Origin of the sequence: Actinoplanes sp. L3-i22 (genome assembly GCF_019704555.1) — a bacterium.
GTDB lineage: Bacteria > Actinomycetota > Actinomycetes > Mycobacteriales > Micromonosporaceae > Actinoplanes.
In genome coordinates, this window is record NZ_AP024745.1 from 916,462 (window position 1) to 931,438 (window position 14,977).

Sequence of the window (14,977 nt, forward strand, 5' to 3'; positions counted from 1 at the left end):
CGGCCGTGGGGACGGCCGTCCCTCCACTCTGCTTCTCGACTCCGCTATTCGATGAAGCGGAACGTGCTGGTGATCGCGTCGAACAGGTCGTAGACCTCGTTCTTCAGCGGCAGGTTCGGGCTGGCCAGGGTGACCACCAGGAAGTCCTCGGCGCGGCCCGGCACCGGCATCATCGTGTGCATGGTCAGCAGCTTCACGTCGATGTCCCCGGTCAACCGGGTGGTCTCGGTGCCGGTGACCCGGGCGACCTGGCCGACGTGCGGGAGCCGGACCGACGAGATGATCCGGTCGCGGGGCGCGGTGCCGGTCGCGGACGAGACGCCGGCCTGGGCGGACAGCACCGGCAGGGTCAGTTCCTGACCGGGGGGCGTGGTGACGGCGAAGACCATGCCGTACGCCATGAACAGGCCCTCGTCGTACACCGTCGCGGTCCCCGCGGCCAGCAGCGCCCCCTGTCGCCGGGCCGCCCGGCTGATCTCGCGGGCCTGCCGGAACATGTCGTTGATCCGCATCCGCTCGCGCGGGTCCCCGGTCGTCGCCAGGGCCTGCGCCCGGACCTTCGCCAGCTCCTCGCCGCTGAGGTCGACCTGGTCCCAGAGGTCCGGGACGTCCAGCAGGAACCGCCGCGCGGTCGTCGTCGTCATCGCGTTCACCCTTGTCCTTGGTCGAGGCTCTTGACGGCGTCCTGGTCGGTCTTCTCGAACGAGTCGAGGATGCTGCCGATCGCGTCACGCACGCCGACGATCTGCCGTTTCAGCTGGAACCGGCCGTCGTTCCACCGGTCCTCGAAGTGCTGGGCCGAGTGCCGCAGCCGCTCCCGTCCGAACGCCGCGTCGAAGTCGAACGTGTGGTTCCCGATGTCGATGAAGTCGTGGACGAAGGTGAGCATGTCCTGGGCCTCCTTCAACTCGTTGCCGGGAATGTTGACGTCCTCGGCCATGGGCGTTCCTTCCGTTCCGGGTACGTCACACACGAGACGGCCCGCGGCGATGGTTCAAGCGGGGTGAACCATCGGGGTGGCCGGTCTCGTGTGTGCGGTATGGCTTCGACCCCCATCCGCCGCGGCGCCGCGGTCCTGCTCTGCGCCGCCGCCCTGTTGTCCGGCTGCGGCAAGACGATCACCATCACCGACTCCGACTCGAAGCAGCAGCCCGCGGCGACGACCGCGGCCACCTCGGCGCCGGCCGCCTCCTCGGCCCCCGCGCCGGCCGGCGGCGGGAACGGCCAGCTGGAGGTGGTCGACTCGACCGCGGCGCAGAACGGCAAGACCGGCAACGGCGGCACCGTGATCGGCGTGGCGATCCAGGAGAGCCCGCCGGTGTGGGTGCAGCTCGCCGCGGTGACCTCGCCCCCGCTGAACAAGCCGCACCTGATCAACATCAACCAGGCGGCGCTGTACCGCTTCGACAAGGACACCGCCAAGCCGTCCAAGTCGAACTGCAACGACGACTGCGCGGCGAAGTGGCCGCCGGTGACGATCCAGGAGGGTGGCGCGGTCTACCTGGCCGGCGTCGACCCGAAGCAGGTCGGCGCGATCCGCCGGGAGGACGGGACGGTGCAGATCACCGTGGGCGGGTGGCCGGCGTACCGGTTCGCCAAGGACAAGCTGCCCGGCGACCTGAACGGGCAGGGCGTGGGCGGCACGTGGTTCGCGCTCGGCCCGGACGGCAAGCAGGTCGTCGCCGCGAAGTAAGGCGTTTGCGCAGGTGGCCGGGCTGCTGCCCGGCCATCTGCGTTTCCGGCGAAAAAACTTCGGCCCGGGTGTCACCTGGAACCGGGCGGTTCGCGCGTCTATCCCTGCGTCAGACACTGAACGTCACGGGGGAGCAAAGAGATGCGTGCCATCAAGACCGGCCTGGTCGTCGTCGCCGGAGTCCTGCTGACGTCCGGCTGCCACGGGGGCAGCCAGTCGTCCGAGACGTCCGCGGCGTCCGCGCCGGCCGAGGTCGTGGTGGCGAGCACCCCCTCGGCCACGGTCAGCCCCGCGGCCCCGCCGGTCGCCGGGGTCACCACGCTGGACGGGACCGCCTTCTACCAGAACGGCCAGGCGCTCTACTCGGTGAAGGGCACGAAGCCGGCCCGCAAGGTGACCGGCGCCGACCTCTTCCAGCAGACCGTCTCGCCGGACGGCAAGCACATCGCCCACGTCAGCCAGGACGGGATGGTCTTCACCGGGCTGGACGGCACGAGCGGCCGGCGCACGGTCAAGGTGGCGGTCTCGTACCACGGGGACACCACGCAGCCCACGTACTTCTGGACCGCGGACAGCAAAAGCGTGCTCATCGAGCGGGTCGACAAGAGAAAAGCCGGCGGGCAGGCCGAGAAGACCACCGCGGGCACCCTCCGGATCTCCGACGGCACGTTCACCGCCCTCCCCAAATCGGTCCAGGGCGGTCTGAACTACCGGATGAGCGGGGACGGCAAGAAGCTCGTCTACCAGAAGGGCTGCTCGATCTCGACCGCGAACGTGGACGGCAGCGAGGTGCGGCAGGTTCCCGCGATCGGCCTGCAGAGCAGCGCGGCCAACCCGAGCCGGATCGAGGTCTGCTACCTCGGCCCGGTGAACTACGACGGCACCCGGGCCACCGGGGTGGTGTTCCGGATGACCGACGCCAACAACCCGGGCGGCGAGGTGCCCGACAAGCTTCTCGACCTGACCACCGGCAAGGTTCTGCCGATCGACGTCGCCGACGAGGTGGACGCCGTGCAGTTCCTGCGTGGTGACGCACTGCTCGTTCGGGCCCGCCCGAAGGGCGACGGTCCGTACACGCTGACGCTGTTCGCGGCCGACGGCAAGAAGATCACCAGCCGGACCGAGCCGGCCATTCCGGACCCGAACGGCGTCATCAACTTCGCCGGCTACGCGGAGTGACTGACCATGTGGGACAGCGCGGAGGAGACTCAAAGGTTTAAGATCACCGATCTCAGAACCACAAGATCGGAACTGCCCGGATGGAAGACACGGAGGCGGACTTCGCGGAGTTCGTCCGGTCCCGCACGCACTCGCTGTTGCGGTCCGCGTTCCTGCTCACCGGTGACCAGTACCTCGCCGAGGACCTGGTCCAGGAAGCTCTCGCCCGCACCCACCGGTCCTGGGGCCGGTTGGAACGGGCCGGGAACGCCGAAGCGTACGCTCGCAAGGTCATGTACCACGCTCAGGTCTCCTTCTGGCGACGCGGCAAGGTCGCCGAGGTCATGCCGGGCGAGCTCCCGGACCGGTCGGACGCGCACGGCGGCGACCAGGCCGACGCCAGCGCTCAGCGGATCGTCCTGCGCAACGCCCTGCTGCAGCTCAGCGCGAAGCAGCGGGCGGTGATCGTGTTGCGATTCTTCGAGGACCACACCGAGGCCGAGTCGGCCGAGCTGCTCGGCGTCTCGGTCAACACGGTCAAGACGCAGTGCGCGCGGGGCCTGACCAAACTGCGCACGCTGCTGCCGGACATGCGATCCCTGGAGGCGCCGGCATGAACGACGACCTGCGGAACTCGCTCACCGGCATCGCCGACGACGTCCGCTACGTCGACCTGCACCAACGGGCGCTGGGCCGGTCCCGCCAGATCCGGCGGAACCGGGTCACCGCGGCGACCGCGTCGGCGCTGGCCGTCCTCGGGCTGGCCGGCTTCGGCGCGGTGACGCTGGGCGGGGAACGCCCCGACAAGGCGCCGCCGGTGGCGGCCTCGGTGCCGGTCTCGCCCTCGACCGCCGTCTCGATCGACCGGAGCTCCACGCCGAGCGGCCCGGCCACGGTCACCATGGCGGCGCCGCGGTCCACGTCGCTGACCGACCTGACCGGGCACGTGTTCTACCGCTCGCCGCAGAACGGCTCGGTCGTCCGGATCACCGGCGCCGGCGACCGGAGCACGGTGCTGAGCAAGGCCAACCAGGCGGTCGCGGTCGCACCGGACGGCGAGAAGATCGCCTACATCGCGAACGACCGGGTCTACCTGTCCGGTTCCGATCAGCCCGCGGTGGCCGCCAAGGTGGATCTCCACCAGCAGCTCCCGGCCTGGTCGCCGGATGGCGCCCAGCTGTTCGTCGCGGCGCCCGACCCGGGTGTCCTGACCGTCGCGACCGGCAAGTTCGGCCCGATCCCGGGCGGTCTGACGGGGACCCAGTTCCACTGGTCCGGCGACGGCGGCGCACTGGTCCACCTCACCGACCAGGGCCGGCTGCGGGTCGCCGACCGGACGGTCCCGGTGTGGGGCGAGGATGCCGCCCGCAATCCCGAGGGCCTGCGCGGCATCCCGGCCTCGGTGGACCTGAACGGCCGGCGGGTCACGATGACGCTCAGCGGCGCACTGGCCCTCGACGACGGTCGGCCGCTGCAGTCCGACACGGTGGTCGACACGGTCACCGGGGAGCTCCAGCCGATCCCGGTGGCGGGCGACGTCCAGGCGGCGGTCTTCGACACCGCGGGGAACCTGCTGGTCCGGGCGAAGGACGGCGACCGGCTGGTGCTCTCGGTCTTCGCCGCGGACGGGACGCTGCTGGTGCAGGCGCCCGAGCCGGGCTCGGTCAAGGACCTGGAAATGCTCGCCTACACCAAATGAGGGTGCCCGGCAGTGGTGCTGCCGGGCACTTCCGAGGGCACTTTCAGCTGCCCTTCCGGGCATTTTCCAAAAGCCATTCCGATTTGGTACGGACGCAGCCGAACCCCCGGTGACGCGGAGGTGACATCTCGGAATTCCGGCATTGACGGCAACCGCCGCCCCGCCGTGATTCCTAAGCTGTTTCCGGGCATTCCCGCCGACCGTATCGGAGTGATGGTGAGGCAGCAGACGCAGAGCCGGCAGACGTCCGAACGGCCCCCCGGCGCGCGGCCCCGGACCCGCGACGAGGGCGGGGTCGCCACGCTGCAGCGGACCGCCGGGAACGAGGCCGTCGGGCACCTGCTCGCACAGCGGACCGGCGGCAACCAGAACGACCAGGGCAACCCGGGCGGCGCGGCGCTGGTGCAGGGCGTGGGGCAGGTGTTCCACCAGGGCGCGGCCCTGGCCCAGCAGAACCCGGGGCTGGCCGCGGCCGCGGCGGCGTACGTGCCGCCGGCGCCGGACCCGCGGAACGCCCTCGGGCTGGCCGCGATCGCCGAGTCGCTGGCGCCGTTCTTCGCCGAGCAGGAGGCCGAGGCGCAACGCCGGGTCCAGGCTCAACAGCAGGCTGACCAGCAGGCCGGGGCCGAGCCGGAGGTGGCCGCCGAGCCGGCCGCGGCGAGCAAACCGTACTTCGACGGGGACTGGTCCAAGGGGCTCGGCAACGCCGGGGCCGGCCTCGGCCTGATCCTGCAGATCGCCGGGACGTACTCCGGGAACAAGGCGATGACGTACGCCGGCGCCGGCCTCTCCGGGCTGTCCGGTCTCGGCGACGCCGCCTCCGAGGGCAAGAAGATGTGGGCGGACGGGAAGATGAACCTCCCCAAGCTGGCCGGCGGGGTGCTCGGCGCGGCCGCGGCCGGGACGCTCGGCTACGCGGCGTCGGCGGTCCCGGCCGGGGTGAGCGCGGCGACCTACGTGAGCGGGGCGCGCACGGCCGGGCTGACCATCGCGGTCGCCGGGGTGCTCACCAAGGCGCTCGGCGAGGCGAAGAAATGGGAGGACTGCTGGCCGTTCAAGAAGGCCCCGGCCCAGGATCTGGAGATGGGGCCGATGGGCGGCGTGGGCGTCGCTTACTGACGCCGCAAAACGAACGAGACCCGCTTTCCTCCGTACGGGAAAGCGGGTCTCGATCTTTGTCTTTCAGTTTGTGGTCCTGGTCTTCTGCATCAGGCCGTTGAGGTAGAGCGACTCGCGGCACTGGGTGGCCGCGGTCGCGTTGGCCGGCGTGCCGGGGGCGCGGCAGGTCACCAGCATGCTGACCCGGGCGCCGGCCGGAACCCGGATCGGGGTCACCGAGTGGTAGTCCTGGTTGCGGAAGTTCTCCAGCGCGTAGGTCACCACCGGCACCCCGTTCGCGGTCACCCGCAGCGTGCCCTCGTCGCCCTGCACGTTGTCCACCAGGAAGTCGGTGAGCAGGAACGTCTGCTTGGCCGGCACGGTGTAACTGCGCTCGGCCGAGCCGGACTTGTTGGTCTTGAAGGTGATCGCCGCGGAGAACTGCTCGCCCGCTCCGTTGCCGGCCGTCCCGGTCCCGGTGCCACCCTGGGCGCCCTGGTTCCCGGCGCCGGCCGTGGCGGTGGCGGCCGGCGTCGGCGTCGGGTCGGGCGGGGTGGTGGCGAACTCGGCCTCCTGGGCGGCCCGCTGCTGCGCGGTGTTCTGGTCCACCGCCTCCTTCGCGGCCGACTCGACCGCCGGCCGGACCAGCCCGAACCAGAGGCCGAGCAGGGCCAGGAGCAGCGCGAGCAGCAGCGCGAGGAGCTTGAGCAGGCCGGGCGAGATGACCGGCTTCTGGACGAAGACGCCCTCCATCGCGAGGACCCGGCCGCCGGCCGGCTGCACCTCGGCGGTGAACGGGAACTCGCGTGGCGCCCCCCACCAGAGCCAGCGGCGCGCCTTCACGGTCAGCCGGGTCTCCGCCCGGGTGCCGTTGCCGGCGATCACCGACTCCGGCCGCAGCGCGAAGGTGACCTGGTCGGTCCCGTCCGCGGCGGCGAAGGTCAGCTCCTCGGCGACGTTGCCGTGGTTGTCGGTGTCGATGCGGTAGCGGCCCTGCCGGCGGCCGGCCTGCGAGCCGGGCTGCAGCTGGGCGCTGACCTCCTGGAACGGCTCGACGGTGAGCAGGCCCTCCTGCACCACGGTCGAGTCCGGGTGCTCGGACGGCACGACGCGCACGCCGAACGGCCGCTCGCCGGCCGGGACCCGCGGCGACCGTGGGGGAGCGAAGGTGACCGTCACGGTCTCGCTGCCCGCCGGGTAGAGAGTGATCTCGGCCGGCTCGACGACGGCCCACTCCGCGGTCTCGCCGAGGACCTCGAGCCGGTAGGCCTCCACGGTGTCGCCCGAGTTTCGTACGGTCACCGGGACCGTCACGGTGGAGCCGGGGGTGACCGAGACGGCCGCACTCCCCAGAATCGCGGATGCACGCATATCGCCGAGCGTAAAGATCGATGAGCGACAGACCAGGACCGTGCGGGAACCGCCACGGGCAGACCTGCTGCCCGTCCGGTCGGTGTGCTTCGCGTCTCACCGTCCGTTAAGTGCCTGCTAAGTGCTTGCTAAGCGGCGCGGACCAGAATGCCCTGTCCGACGACGGGAGGAAGAGCATGCAGCGGGTGCCGGTGTTTGTCCAGGCCACGGATCCGATCACGTTGCTGGGCATGAACAGCCATCTCGCCGGGCGGCCGGAGATCCGGGTGGTCGGCGAGGCGGAACGGGCGTCCGCGGCGGTCATCGTGGTCGTCGCCGACACCGTCACCGAGGAAACCTTCGCCACGCTGCGTGAGCTCCGCCGCGGGACCAGCCGCCTGGTGCTGGTCGCCGCCAACCTGGACGACCAGCAGCTGACCCGGGCCGTCGAGTGCGGCGTCGTCGGGGTCGCCCGGCGCACCGAGGTGCCGACCGGCCGGCTCGTCCAGGTGCTGCTCGCCGCGGCCAAGGGCGAGGGCAGCGTGCCCGGCGACCTGCTGGGCCGGCTGCTCGAGCAGATGGGCCGCCTGCAGCGCGAGGTGCTGCACCCGCGCGGCCTCACCCTGCGCGGCCTGACCACCCGCGAGGTCGACGTGCTGCGCCTGGTCGCGGAGGGCCTGGAGACCCGGGAGATCGCCTCGAAGCTGTCCTATTCGGAGCGGACCGTGAAGAACGTGCTGCATGAGCTGACCACCCGGCTCCAACTGCGGAACCGGGCGCACGCGGTGGCGTACGCCCTGCGGCACGACCTGATCTGAGGGCAGCTTCTCTGCCCTCGGTGTTGCCCGGTCGCCCGGTGCGGGCGCCGCTCCCTCTTGCCCAGGATGTCATCGTGCGAAAGTCTCGGGCGTTGACGGCCCTTGCCCTGGCCGCGCTCGTCGCGGTACCCGGCGTCTGGGCGGTGGTCGCCGGCGCCGCGCCCGGTGATCCGCCCCTGACCGCCGATGACCTGCGAGTGGCCTACGTGGGCACCGCCCACCGGTCGATCGGCGTGGTCGCCGGCGCCACCACCAGCGACCCACTGTTCTCGACGAGCGTCCAGCACTTCGACGACGAGGCCTCGGCCCGCGGCGCCACGGTGACCTTCGTGAGCCGCCGGACGTCCCGCCTCGCCCAGGTGTGGGCCCGGGTCGGCACCGGTGACCCGGTCCAGCTGACCAGCGACACCGCCCAGGTGGCGAGCCACCCGGTGGTCTCGCCGGACGGGACCCGGGTGGCCTACGCGATGACCCGGGAGGGCCCGGGCAGCGCCCGTGACCTGTGGGTGGTCGGCGTCTCCGGCGGCACCCCGCAGCGGGTCACCGACGGGAGCGGTGACAACTACTGGCCGTCCTGGTCGCCGGACGGCACCGAGCTGGCCTTCGAGGGCCGGATCGGCTCGGACGTCCCGCAGGTCTGGTGCATCGCGGTGGCCGGCGGCGTGGTCCGGTTCGTGACCGCGCTCCCCGGCGGCGCCGGCGAGCCGTCCTGGAACCCGGTCGCCGCCCGCGGCCTGATCGCCTGGACCGCCGCCCCGGCCAGCGCGAACGACCGCAAGGTGCACATCAGCGCGCTGGACGGCACCGGCGACCGGCTGATGCTCAACGCCGCCTGGGAGAGCCGCGAGCCGGCCTGGGCGCCGGACGGTCTGACCGTCGCGTTCATCAGCCGCAGCACCCAGCCGTCCGGCACGCTCGGCGACGCCGACCTGCTCTACAGCGGCCAGCCGCGCGACGACGGCTGCCCCTGCATCGCCGAGCTGAAGTCCGGTGAGGACCGCTCGATCGACACGCCCAGCTGGTACAACCCGGACGGCACCACCGAGCGCCTGCTGGTCACCCGGACCACCGCGCCGGACCGGTACACCGCCGACCTCTCCGACGTCCGACCGGACGCCGTCGACCCGCGCGACCTCGGCGTGACCGTGCTCCGCGAGGACCCGGGCGCGAGCCAGAACCCCGACCTGCTGTGGAACCCGGCGAACGGGGACCCGTGGACGTCCCGGCCGTCGTACTCGCCGGACGGGCAGCGGATCCTGGTCAGCCGGTTCGAGACCGAGGGCGGCAACCGGGTCGCCCGGCTCTGGGTGGTCTGGGCCGACGGCAGCCACGGCAAGCGGCTGGACCTGCCGGAACGGACCGCCACCGGCTCCGAGACCGAGGCGGTCTGGTCGCCGGACGGGACGCGGATCGCGTACGTGCTGCGCACCCCGGGCACGCCCGCGCGGATCGTGGTGGTCAAGGCCGAGACCGGCGCGCCGGTCACCACCATTCCGTCCAACGGCGACGCGGTCGGCGACACCCAGCCGGCCTGGTCGCCGGACAGCGGCACGCTCGTCTTCGACCGCGGGCAGACCGAGGGCGCCGCCGCGAACAGCCACCTCTGGCTGGTCGCCGCGGACGGCTCGGGCACCCAGACCGACCTGACCGTGGCCTCGGGCGGAGCCGGCCGGGCCGACTACGGCGCCGGCTTCTCGCCGGACGGCAACCAGATCGCGTTCGGCCGCGCGCCGGACGGGATGCTCGTCACCGACCTGGCCGGCGGCAACTGCCGGGTGCTGGTGCCGGTGAACAACGCCTGTGACGGCGCGCTGACCGCGCCGGACACCGGGCCGCACCACCCGCGCGAGGTGGACTGGTCGCCGGACGGGCAGACGCTGGCCCACGCGGCGCGCCGGTTCGCCGCCGCGACCGAGCCCGACTACGTCAAGACGTACGACCTGGCCAGTGGCGTCCGCGACGGCCTGACCTGGGAGATCCCCGGCCGGCAGCGCTGGCCCGCCTGGCAGAGCGCCAGCGACGTCAGCACCGCGGTGGTCGACGAGCCGAAGGAGTTCACCACCGGCGAGACCACCACCCTGTCGCTGTCGGTGACCGACCAGGGCCCGGTGACCGCGCACGGCGTGCACGTCGACTTCACCGTGCCCACCGGCTTCCAGATCACCGCCCTGGCGGCGGACAGCGGCACGTGCGACGTGGCCGGCCTGACCTGCGTGCTCGGCACCCCGGGCCTCGGCGTGCCGGTCGGCGTCCGGGTCACCGTCACCGCGACCACCGCCGGCACCGCGAACCTGAGCTGGACGGCCGGCGGCTGGTTCGCCGACGCCGCCCCGGTGAACAACACCGCCCAGGTCGGGCTGGAAGCGTCCGCGCCGCCGGTCCCGTCGCCGAGCGAGTCGTCGGTGCTGCCCCCGCCGCCGGCCCCGCCGCTGCTGGTGGTCAGCGTGGTGATCACGCCGACGCCGACCTGGGTCGGCCACCGCACCACGGTCGTCTACACGGTGCGCAACGTCGGCGGCAGCACCGCCACCGGCGTGACCGTCCGGCCGCAGCTGCCCACCGGCATCCCGGTCGTCACCCGGCCCGCGGCCTGCGACGTGACCGTCTGCCAGGTCGGTGACCTGCCGCCGGGCGCCGCCGGCCAGTTCACCTTCGTGCTGGTTCCACCCAAGAAGATCACCACGACGGTACGGGGCACGATCACCGCCGACACCCTGGTCACGCAGGACGTCGCGACCCCGCTGCGGGTCCTGCAGCCGCGGATCGTCGCCAACCCGGAGCTCGGCCCGCCCGGCTTCGTCACGATCGTCCGGGGCTTCGACTTCCCGCCGGGCGTCCCGGTCCGGCTCGCCTGGGACACCGGCGTGACGGTGGCGGCGAACCCGGCCGTGCCGGACGCCAAGGGCCGCTTCGACTCGCAGTTGCTGGTGCTCTGGAAGGACCCGCTCGGCCCGCGCCAGGTGCTCGCCACCGGCTCCGGGTTCGCCCGGGTGACCACCGACTTCCAGGTCGTCCAGCCGGCACAGCAGCCGCCGGGGCTGGTGCTCCGCAAGTGATCGACGAGGTGGACGCGGCGCTGCTGTCGCTGCTCAACGAGGACACGCTGCCGGGCATGGACATCCAGGTGGCGTTCGAGGCGCCGACCAAGGAGTGGACCGCGCGGCGGACCGCCCCGACGGTGAACCTGTTCCTCTACGACATCCAGGAGGACGTGACGCTGCGGCAGCAGGGCTCGGCCGCCGAGTACGACGACGGCGGCGCGGTGGTGGCCGAGCATGACGCGCCGCGGTGGTTCTCGCTGTCGTACCTGGTCACCGCGTGGACCAGCCGCCCGCAGGACGAGCACCGGATCCTGTCGGTGCTGCTCGCCGGGCTGGTCCGGCACGACGCGGTCCCGCCCGAGCGGCTCACCGGCACGCTGGCCCGGATGGCCCTGCCGGTGTCGCTGACGATCGCGGTGCCGCCGATGCGGGACCGCGGCCTCGCGGACATCTGGACCGCGCTCGGCGGCAACCTGAAACCGTCGCTGGACCTGGTCGTGCTCGCCCCGCTGGCCGGCAGCCGGGTGCGCGCCGCGGCGGCGGTCACCGACGGGCTGCGGCTGCGGACCCGGGACGCGGACACCGGCACGAACGAGTCCCGGCGGCTCAACCAGCCCGAGCTGGCCGCAGCCGACGGGGTGCGCCGGATGGGCGTACCCCGGGATCGTGATCTTCCCGGCGAACGCCGGCGCCGCGGCTCCGGCCCGATCGGCGCACGGTGACCGGCGCGGAGTACCTGGGTGCCCGGCTCGCGCTGATCGAGCAGCGGATCCATCGGGCCGTCGCGCTCCGGCAGGAGACCGACCCGGAGCCCGGCGACCCGCTGCGCGGCCTGCACCTCTCCGCGGCCGCCGCCCGGCGGCTGCTGGCGGACCCGAGCGCCGGGCCACTGCCCGACCTGGTCGACCGGGACGCGCTGGCCGCCGCCGAGGACGCCAGTGACCCGGCCGGGCCGCTGCGCCGCCTGATCGACGAGTTCGGCCTGCTCCCGCTGGACTCGGAGATCCTGCTGGTGGCGATGCTGCCGGATCTCGACCGGCGGTACGAGAAGCTCTACGGCTACCTGAACGACGACGTCACCCGGCCCCGGGCCACCATCGGCCTGGCCATCGAGCTGTCCGGGGTGCCGCCGGTGCTGGGCGCCGCCCGCGCCCGGCTGACCGCCGGCAACCCGCTGGTCGACGGCGGCCTGCTGCTCGTCGAGGACCCCGACCGCCCGTTCCTGACCCGCACCCTGCGGGTCCCGGACCGGGTGCTCGGGCATCTGCTCGGCGACGACCGGCCCGACCCGCGCCTGGCCCGGCTGCTGCACCCGGTGCCCGAGCCGGGCTGGAAGCCGGCCGGCACGACCGGGCTGGCCGCCGCGATCGGCGCCGGGCACCGGCTGGCCTACGTGCACGACCCGGCCGCCGGCGCGGCCGAGGACCTGGCCGTCGCGGCGCTGGCCGCGGCCGGTCGCACCGCCCTCCGGTTGGACCTGGACGTGCTGGCCACCGACCCGGCGCCGGCCGAGGCGATCACCAGCGCGGTCCGCGAGGCGCGGCTGGCCGGGGCCGGACTGGTCGCCGGGCCGGTCGACTCGGCCCGGGTCGGTGCGCTGCGGGGACTGTTGGACGCCGCGGCGCCGGTGGTCCTGACCGGGCGGTCGCGGTGGGATCCACTCTGGGCCGAGCAGGCCCCGGTGCTGGTGGCCGCGCCGGCGGTGGGCGCCGAGCGGCTGGCTCTCTGGCAGGCCTCGCTCGGCGCGGCGGTGGCGGACGGGGTGGACGTGGGGCGGGAGTTGGCGCCGTACACGCTGAATGCGCCGCAGGCGCGCCGGGCCGCGACCGTCGCCACCCACCTCGCCCTGCTGGCCGGCGCGGAGCGGGTCGGCGCCGATCACATCCGGGCCGGGGTCCGCAGTCAGAACGCGGCCGGCCTGGAACTGCTGGCCCGCCGCGTCGAACCGGCCGTCACCTGGGCCGACCTGGTGGTGCCGGACGACGTCGGGGGGCAACTGCATGACCTGGCCGGCCGGGTCCGGCACCGGGACCGGGTGCTGGGCGACTGGCGGCTGCGCCCGGGCGGCGGCCGGGGACGCGGCGTGGCCGCGCTCTTCGCCGGCGACTCCGGCACCGGCAAGACGATGTCCGCCGAGGTGGTCGCCGCCGACCTGGGCCTCGACCTGTACGTCGTCGACCTCTCCACGGTGGTCGACAAGTACGTCGGCCAGACCGAGAAGAACCTGGAGCGCATCTTCACCGAGGCGGCCGGGGTCAACGGGGTGCTGCTCTTCGACGAGGCGGACGCGATCTTCGGCAAGCGCTCCGAGGTCAGCGACGCGCACGACCGCTACGCGAACATGGAGAGCGCCTACCTGCTGCAGCGGATGGAGTCGTTCGACGGCGTGGCGATCCTGACCACGAACCTGCGGGCGAACCTGGACGAGGCGTTCATCCGGCGGCTCGACGTGATCGTCGACTTCCCGGTGCCGGACCAGGCGCTGCGGGGTGCGCTGTGGGACCACTGCCTGGGCGCCGACCTGCCCCGCGCGGACGACCTCGACCTGGAGCTCTGCGCCCGGGTCTACGAGCTGTCCGGCGGCGCGATCCGGGCCTGCGCGGTCACCGCCGGCTACCTCGCCGCGGCGGCCGGCGGCCCGGTGACGATGGCCCAGCTGGTGGCTGCGGCCGAGCGCGAATACCGCAAACTGGGCCGGTTGCTGCCTACATCCCGGTGATCTCGATCCACGGGCTCATCAGCGTGGCGCTGCCGGGGTCCAGGCCCTCCTGCCGTTCCCGGGCCCGCATCTGACCCTGGGCCTCGGCCTCGTTCTGCGTGCCGAGGTTCCAGAACTCGGCCGTCCCGCTCCGGTCGGCCAGGGCCCAGAACTGGTAGTGGGTGAGGGTCAGGTAGACGCGCTTGTTCACGTAGTCGAGCACGATCTTGGTGAAGTGCTCGCTGTTCGTGCCGGCGCCGGTGTACTCGGCCAGGCCGCGCGGACCGGTCGCGGCGTTCTGCACCGACGAGCCGGCGCCGCTCTGCGAACGCTCGTCGTAGTGGTCGTGCAGGTCGGTGGCGAGCGGCTCGGTGGTGGTGACCGCGGTGCGCACCGCGGCCGGTGTGCCGGGGGCGATCCCGGTGCCGCCGAGCCGGCCCGAGTCGTCCTGATGCCAGCTGCGCAGCGTGCCCGGCGCGTGCGGGCTCTTCTCCTGGGCGGCCAGCTCGGTGTCGGTGCGCTCGTCGACGAGGGTCCCGCTCTCCAGCTGGAACCGCACGTCGAACAGCAGGTTGAGCATCGGCCGGGGCAGCATCGACTTGGCCGACGACCAGGCCAGCTGCCCGATCGGGCGCTGCGCGGCGACCCGCGGGACACCGGTGGCCGCGGCCGGGAAATCGGTGCCCAGCGCCGGGCCGATCGTTTCCCACATCTTCTCGCTGTCGGGCCACGTCGTCTTCATGGCCTTCTTGTTCCGGGAGTTGTGCTCGTACCCGCCGGTCGGTTCCACGCTGTAGCGGGTCTCGTGGTTCGCGCGCCCGGTCAGGATCCGGTTGACGTCCTCGACGGCGCCGGTCAGGAAGTCGGCCTGGGCGCCGACCACGGCGCCGGGCTGCATCGCCTGCATGGCCTGGCCCAGCTGACGCAGACTCAGCGTCGCCGTCTCCATCGCGGTGATGTCGGCCGGCACCTCCGCGTAGCCGGTCGCCATCTGCAGGTCGTCGACGAACGCCATCACCAGGTAGTCCCGCAGCTGTTCCCGGGTCAGCGCGGCCACCCCGGCCGCGCCGTGCGCCGCGGCGTAGCCGTCCGGCGTGACCTTGACGACCCGCTGCCGCTTCGCCGTCCACCGCGCCCGGTCCACGTCGGTCACCCGCTGGAGGACCAGACCGGTCGCCGCGTTGCCGATGGTGCGCTGCAGGAGATGCGCCCGGGCCACATCCGGGGCAAGATGTGTCCGATTCGGACCGACGTCGCGCCGGACGGCCGGCTCCACCGAGCGCCGTGGCTCCTGCCTGCTCTGCATCCGGCCAGTCAACACGGTCGCGCGGCCCGGCCCCGGCAAGCGCTCGGGCATCCTTTCTGCCCTCCGTGACGCCCTCGCGGACCTTGGCGCGACCTGATCACCCGGCGAGGCTGGCA

General features: G+C 73.0%; 13 protein-coding genes. 9 read left to right on the forward strand and 4 right to left on the reverse strand.

Annotation, left to right across the window (positions count from 1 at the left end):
- Positions 1 to 44: 44 nt before the first annotated feature.
- Both L3i22_RS04260 and L3i22_RS04265 read right to left on the reverse strand, forming a co-directional pair.
- The gene (locus L3i22_RS04260; RefSeq protein ID WP_221325695.1) at positions 45 to 644 is read right to left on the reverse strand and encodes a hypothetical protein; all 600 of its coding nucleotides are present in this window, start codon (positions 642 to 644) and stop codon (positions 45 to 47) included.
- A gap of 5 nt (positions 645 to 649) precedes the next feature.
- The gene (locus L3i22_RS04265) at positions 650 to 940 is read right to left on the reverse strand and encodes a hypothetical protein (protein WP_221325696.1); all 291 of its coding nucleotides are present in this window, start codon (positions 938 to 940) and stop codon (positions 650 to 652) included.
- A gap of 99 nt (positions 941 to 1,039) precedes the next feature.
- Between L3i22_RS04265 and L3i22_RS04270 the strand changes: the two genes are divergently transcribed.
- The 5 genes from L3i22_RS04270 to L3i22_RS04290 all read left to right on the forward strand — a co-directional run bounded on the left by L3i22_RS04270 (position 1,040) and on the right by L3i22_RS04290 (position 5,669).
- On the forward strand, positions 1,040 to 1,693 hold the full coding sequence (locus L3i22_RS04270) for a hypothetical protein (protein WP_221325697.1): 654 nt from the start codon (positions 1,040 to 1,042) through the stop codon (positions 1,691 to 1,693).
- A gap of 141 nt (positions 1,694 to 1,834) precedes the next feature.
- Positions 1,835 to 2,872 carry a hypothetical protein gene (locus L3i22_RS04275; RefSeq protein WP_221325698.1) on the forward strand — a complete coding sequence of 346 codons (1,038 nt, stop codon included), beginning with the start codon at positions 1,835 to 1,837 and terminating at the stop codon, positions 2,870 to 2,872.
- An 80-nt stretch (positions 2,873 to 2,952) separates the two neighbouring features.
- Complete coding sequence (locus tag L3i22_RS04280; protein ID WP_221325699.1) at positions 2,953 to 3,468, forward strand: SigE family RNA polymerase sigma factor; 516 nt, start codon at positions 2,953 to 2,955, stop codon at positions 3,466 to 3,468.
- Positions 3,465 to 4,550: a hypothetical protein gene (locus L3i22_RS04285; RefSeq protein ID WP_221325700.1), complete on the forward strand. Its 1,086-nt coding sequence runs from the start codon at positions 3,465 to 3,467 to the stop codon at positions 4,548 to 4,550. The genes L3i22_RS04280 and L3i22_RS04285 overlap by 4 nt, the downstream gene beginning before the upstream one ends.
- Positions 4,551 to 4,766: 216 nt before the next feature.
- Positions 4,767 to 5,669 carry a hypothetical protein gene (locus tag L3i22_RS04290; RefSeq protein WP_221325701.1) on the forward strand — a complete coding sequence of 301 codons (903 nt, stop codon included), beginning with the start codon at positions 4,767 to 4,769 and terminating at the stop codon, positions 5,667 to 5,669.
- A 63-nt stretch (positions 5,670 to 5,732) separates the two neighbouring features.
- Here L3i22_RS04290 and L3i22_RS04295 read toward each other — a convergent pair whose 3' ends face one another.
- Entirely contained in the window at positions 5,733 to 7,019 is a 1,287-nt protein-coding gene (locus tag L3i22_RS04295; protein ID WP_221325702.1) for a hypothetical protein, read from the reverse strand.
- A gap of 176 nt (positions 7,020 to 7,195) precedes the next feature.
- Between L3i22_RS04295 and L3i22_RS04300 the strand changes: the two genes are divergently transcribed.
- From L3i22_RS04300 to L3i22_RS04315, 4 genes are all read left to right on the forward strand, one after another.
- Positions 7,196 to 7,816, forward strand: a complete 621-nt coding sequence (locus L3i22_RS04300) for a response regulator transcription factor (protein ID WP_221325703.1) — start codon at positions 7,196 to 7,198, stop codon at positions 7,814 to 7,816.
- Positions 7,817 to 7,890: 74 nt separating this feature from the next.
- The gene (locus L3i22_RS04305) at positions 7,891 to 10,872 is read left to right on the forward strand and encodes a DUF11 domain-containing protein (protein WP_221325704.1); all 2,982 of its coding nucleotides are present in this window, start codon (positions 7,891 to 7,893) and stop codon (positions 10,870 to 10,872) included.
- Positions 10,869 to 11,579 carry a DUF4255 domain-containing protein gene (locus L3i22_RS04310; RefSeq protein ID WP_221325705.1) on the forward strand — a complete coding sequence of 237 codons (711 nt, stop codon included), beginning with the start codon at positions 10,869 to 10,871 and terminating at the stop codon, positions 11,577 to 11,579. Before L3i22_RS04305 ends, L3i22_RS04310 begins: the two co-directional genes overlap by 4 nt.
- Positions 11,576 to 13,576 (forward strand): ATP-binding protein, encoded by a 2,001-nt coding sequence (locus tag L3i22_RS04315; protein ID WP_255657939.1) that lies wholly within the window; start codon positions 11,576 to 11,578, stop codon positions 13,574 to 13,576. The genes L3i22_RS04310 and L3i22_RS04315 overlap by 4 nt, the downstream gene beginning before the upstream one ends.
- Here the strand turns inward: L3i22_RS04315 and L3i22_RS04320 are convergent.
- Positions 13,563 to 14,861 (reverse strand): hypothetical protein, encoded by a 1,299-nt coding sequence (locus L3i22_RS04320; protein ID WP_221325706.1) that lies wholly within the window; start codon positions 14,859 to 14,861, stop codon positions 13,563 to 13,565. The genes L3i22_RS04315 and L3i22_RS04320 overlap by 14 nt on opposite strands.
- Between the last annotated feature and the right edge of the window lie 116 nt (positions 14,862 to 14,977).

Bases quoted from the DNA above. Each gene is read 5' to 3' on its own strand.
- L3i22_RS04260 (WP_221325695.1), bottom strand. From the start codon at position 644: ATGACGACGACGACCGCGCGGCGGTTCCTGCTGGACGTCCCGGACCTC.
- L3i22_RS04265 (WP_221325696.1), bottom strand. From the start codon at position 940: ATGGCCGAGGACGTCAACATTCCCGGCAACGAGTTGAAGGAGGCCCAG.
- L3i22_RS04270 (WP_221325697.1), top strand. From the start codon at position 1,040: ATGGCTTCGACCCCCATCCGCCGCGGCGCCGCGGTCCTGCTCTGCGCC.
- L3i22_RS04275 (WP_221325698.1), top strand. From the start codon at position 1,835: ATGCGTGCCATCAAGACCGGCCTGGTCGTCGTCGCCGGAGTCCTGCTG.
- L3i22_RS04280 (WP_221325699.1), top strand. From the start codon at position 2,953: ATGGAAGACACGGAGGCGGACTTCGCGGAGTTCGTCCGGTCCCGCACG.
- L3i22_RS04285 (WP_221325700.1), top strand. From the start codon at position 3,465: ATGAACGACGACCTGCGGAACTCGCTCACCGGCATCGCCGACGACGTC.
- L3i22_RS04295 (WP_221325702.1), bottom strand. From the start codon at position 7,019: ATGCGTGCATCCGCGATTCTGGGGAGTGCGGCCGTCTCGGTCACCCCC.
- L3i22_RS04300 (WP_221325703.1), top strand. From the start codon at position 7,196: ATGCAGCGGGTGCCGGTGTTTGTCCAGGCCACGGATCCGATCACGTTG.
- L3i22_RS04320 (WP_221325706.1), bottom strand. From the start codon at position 14,861: ATGCAGAGCAGGCAGGAGCCACGGCGCTCGGTGGAGCCGGCCGTCCGG.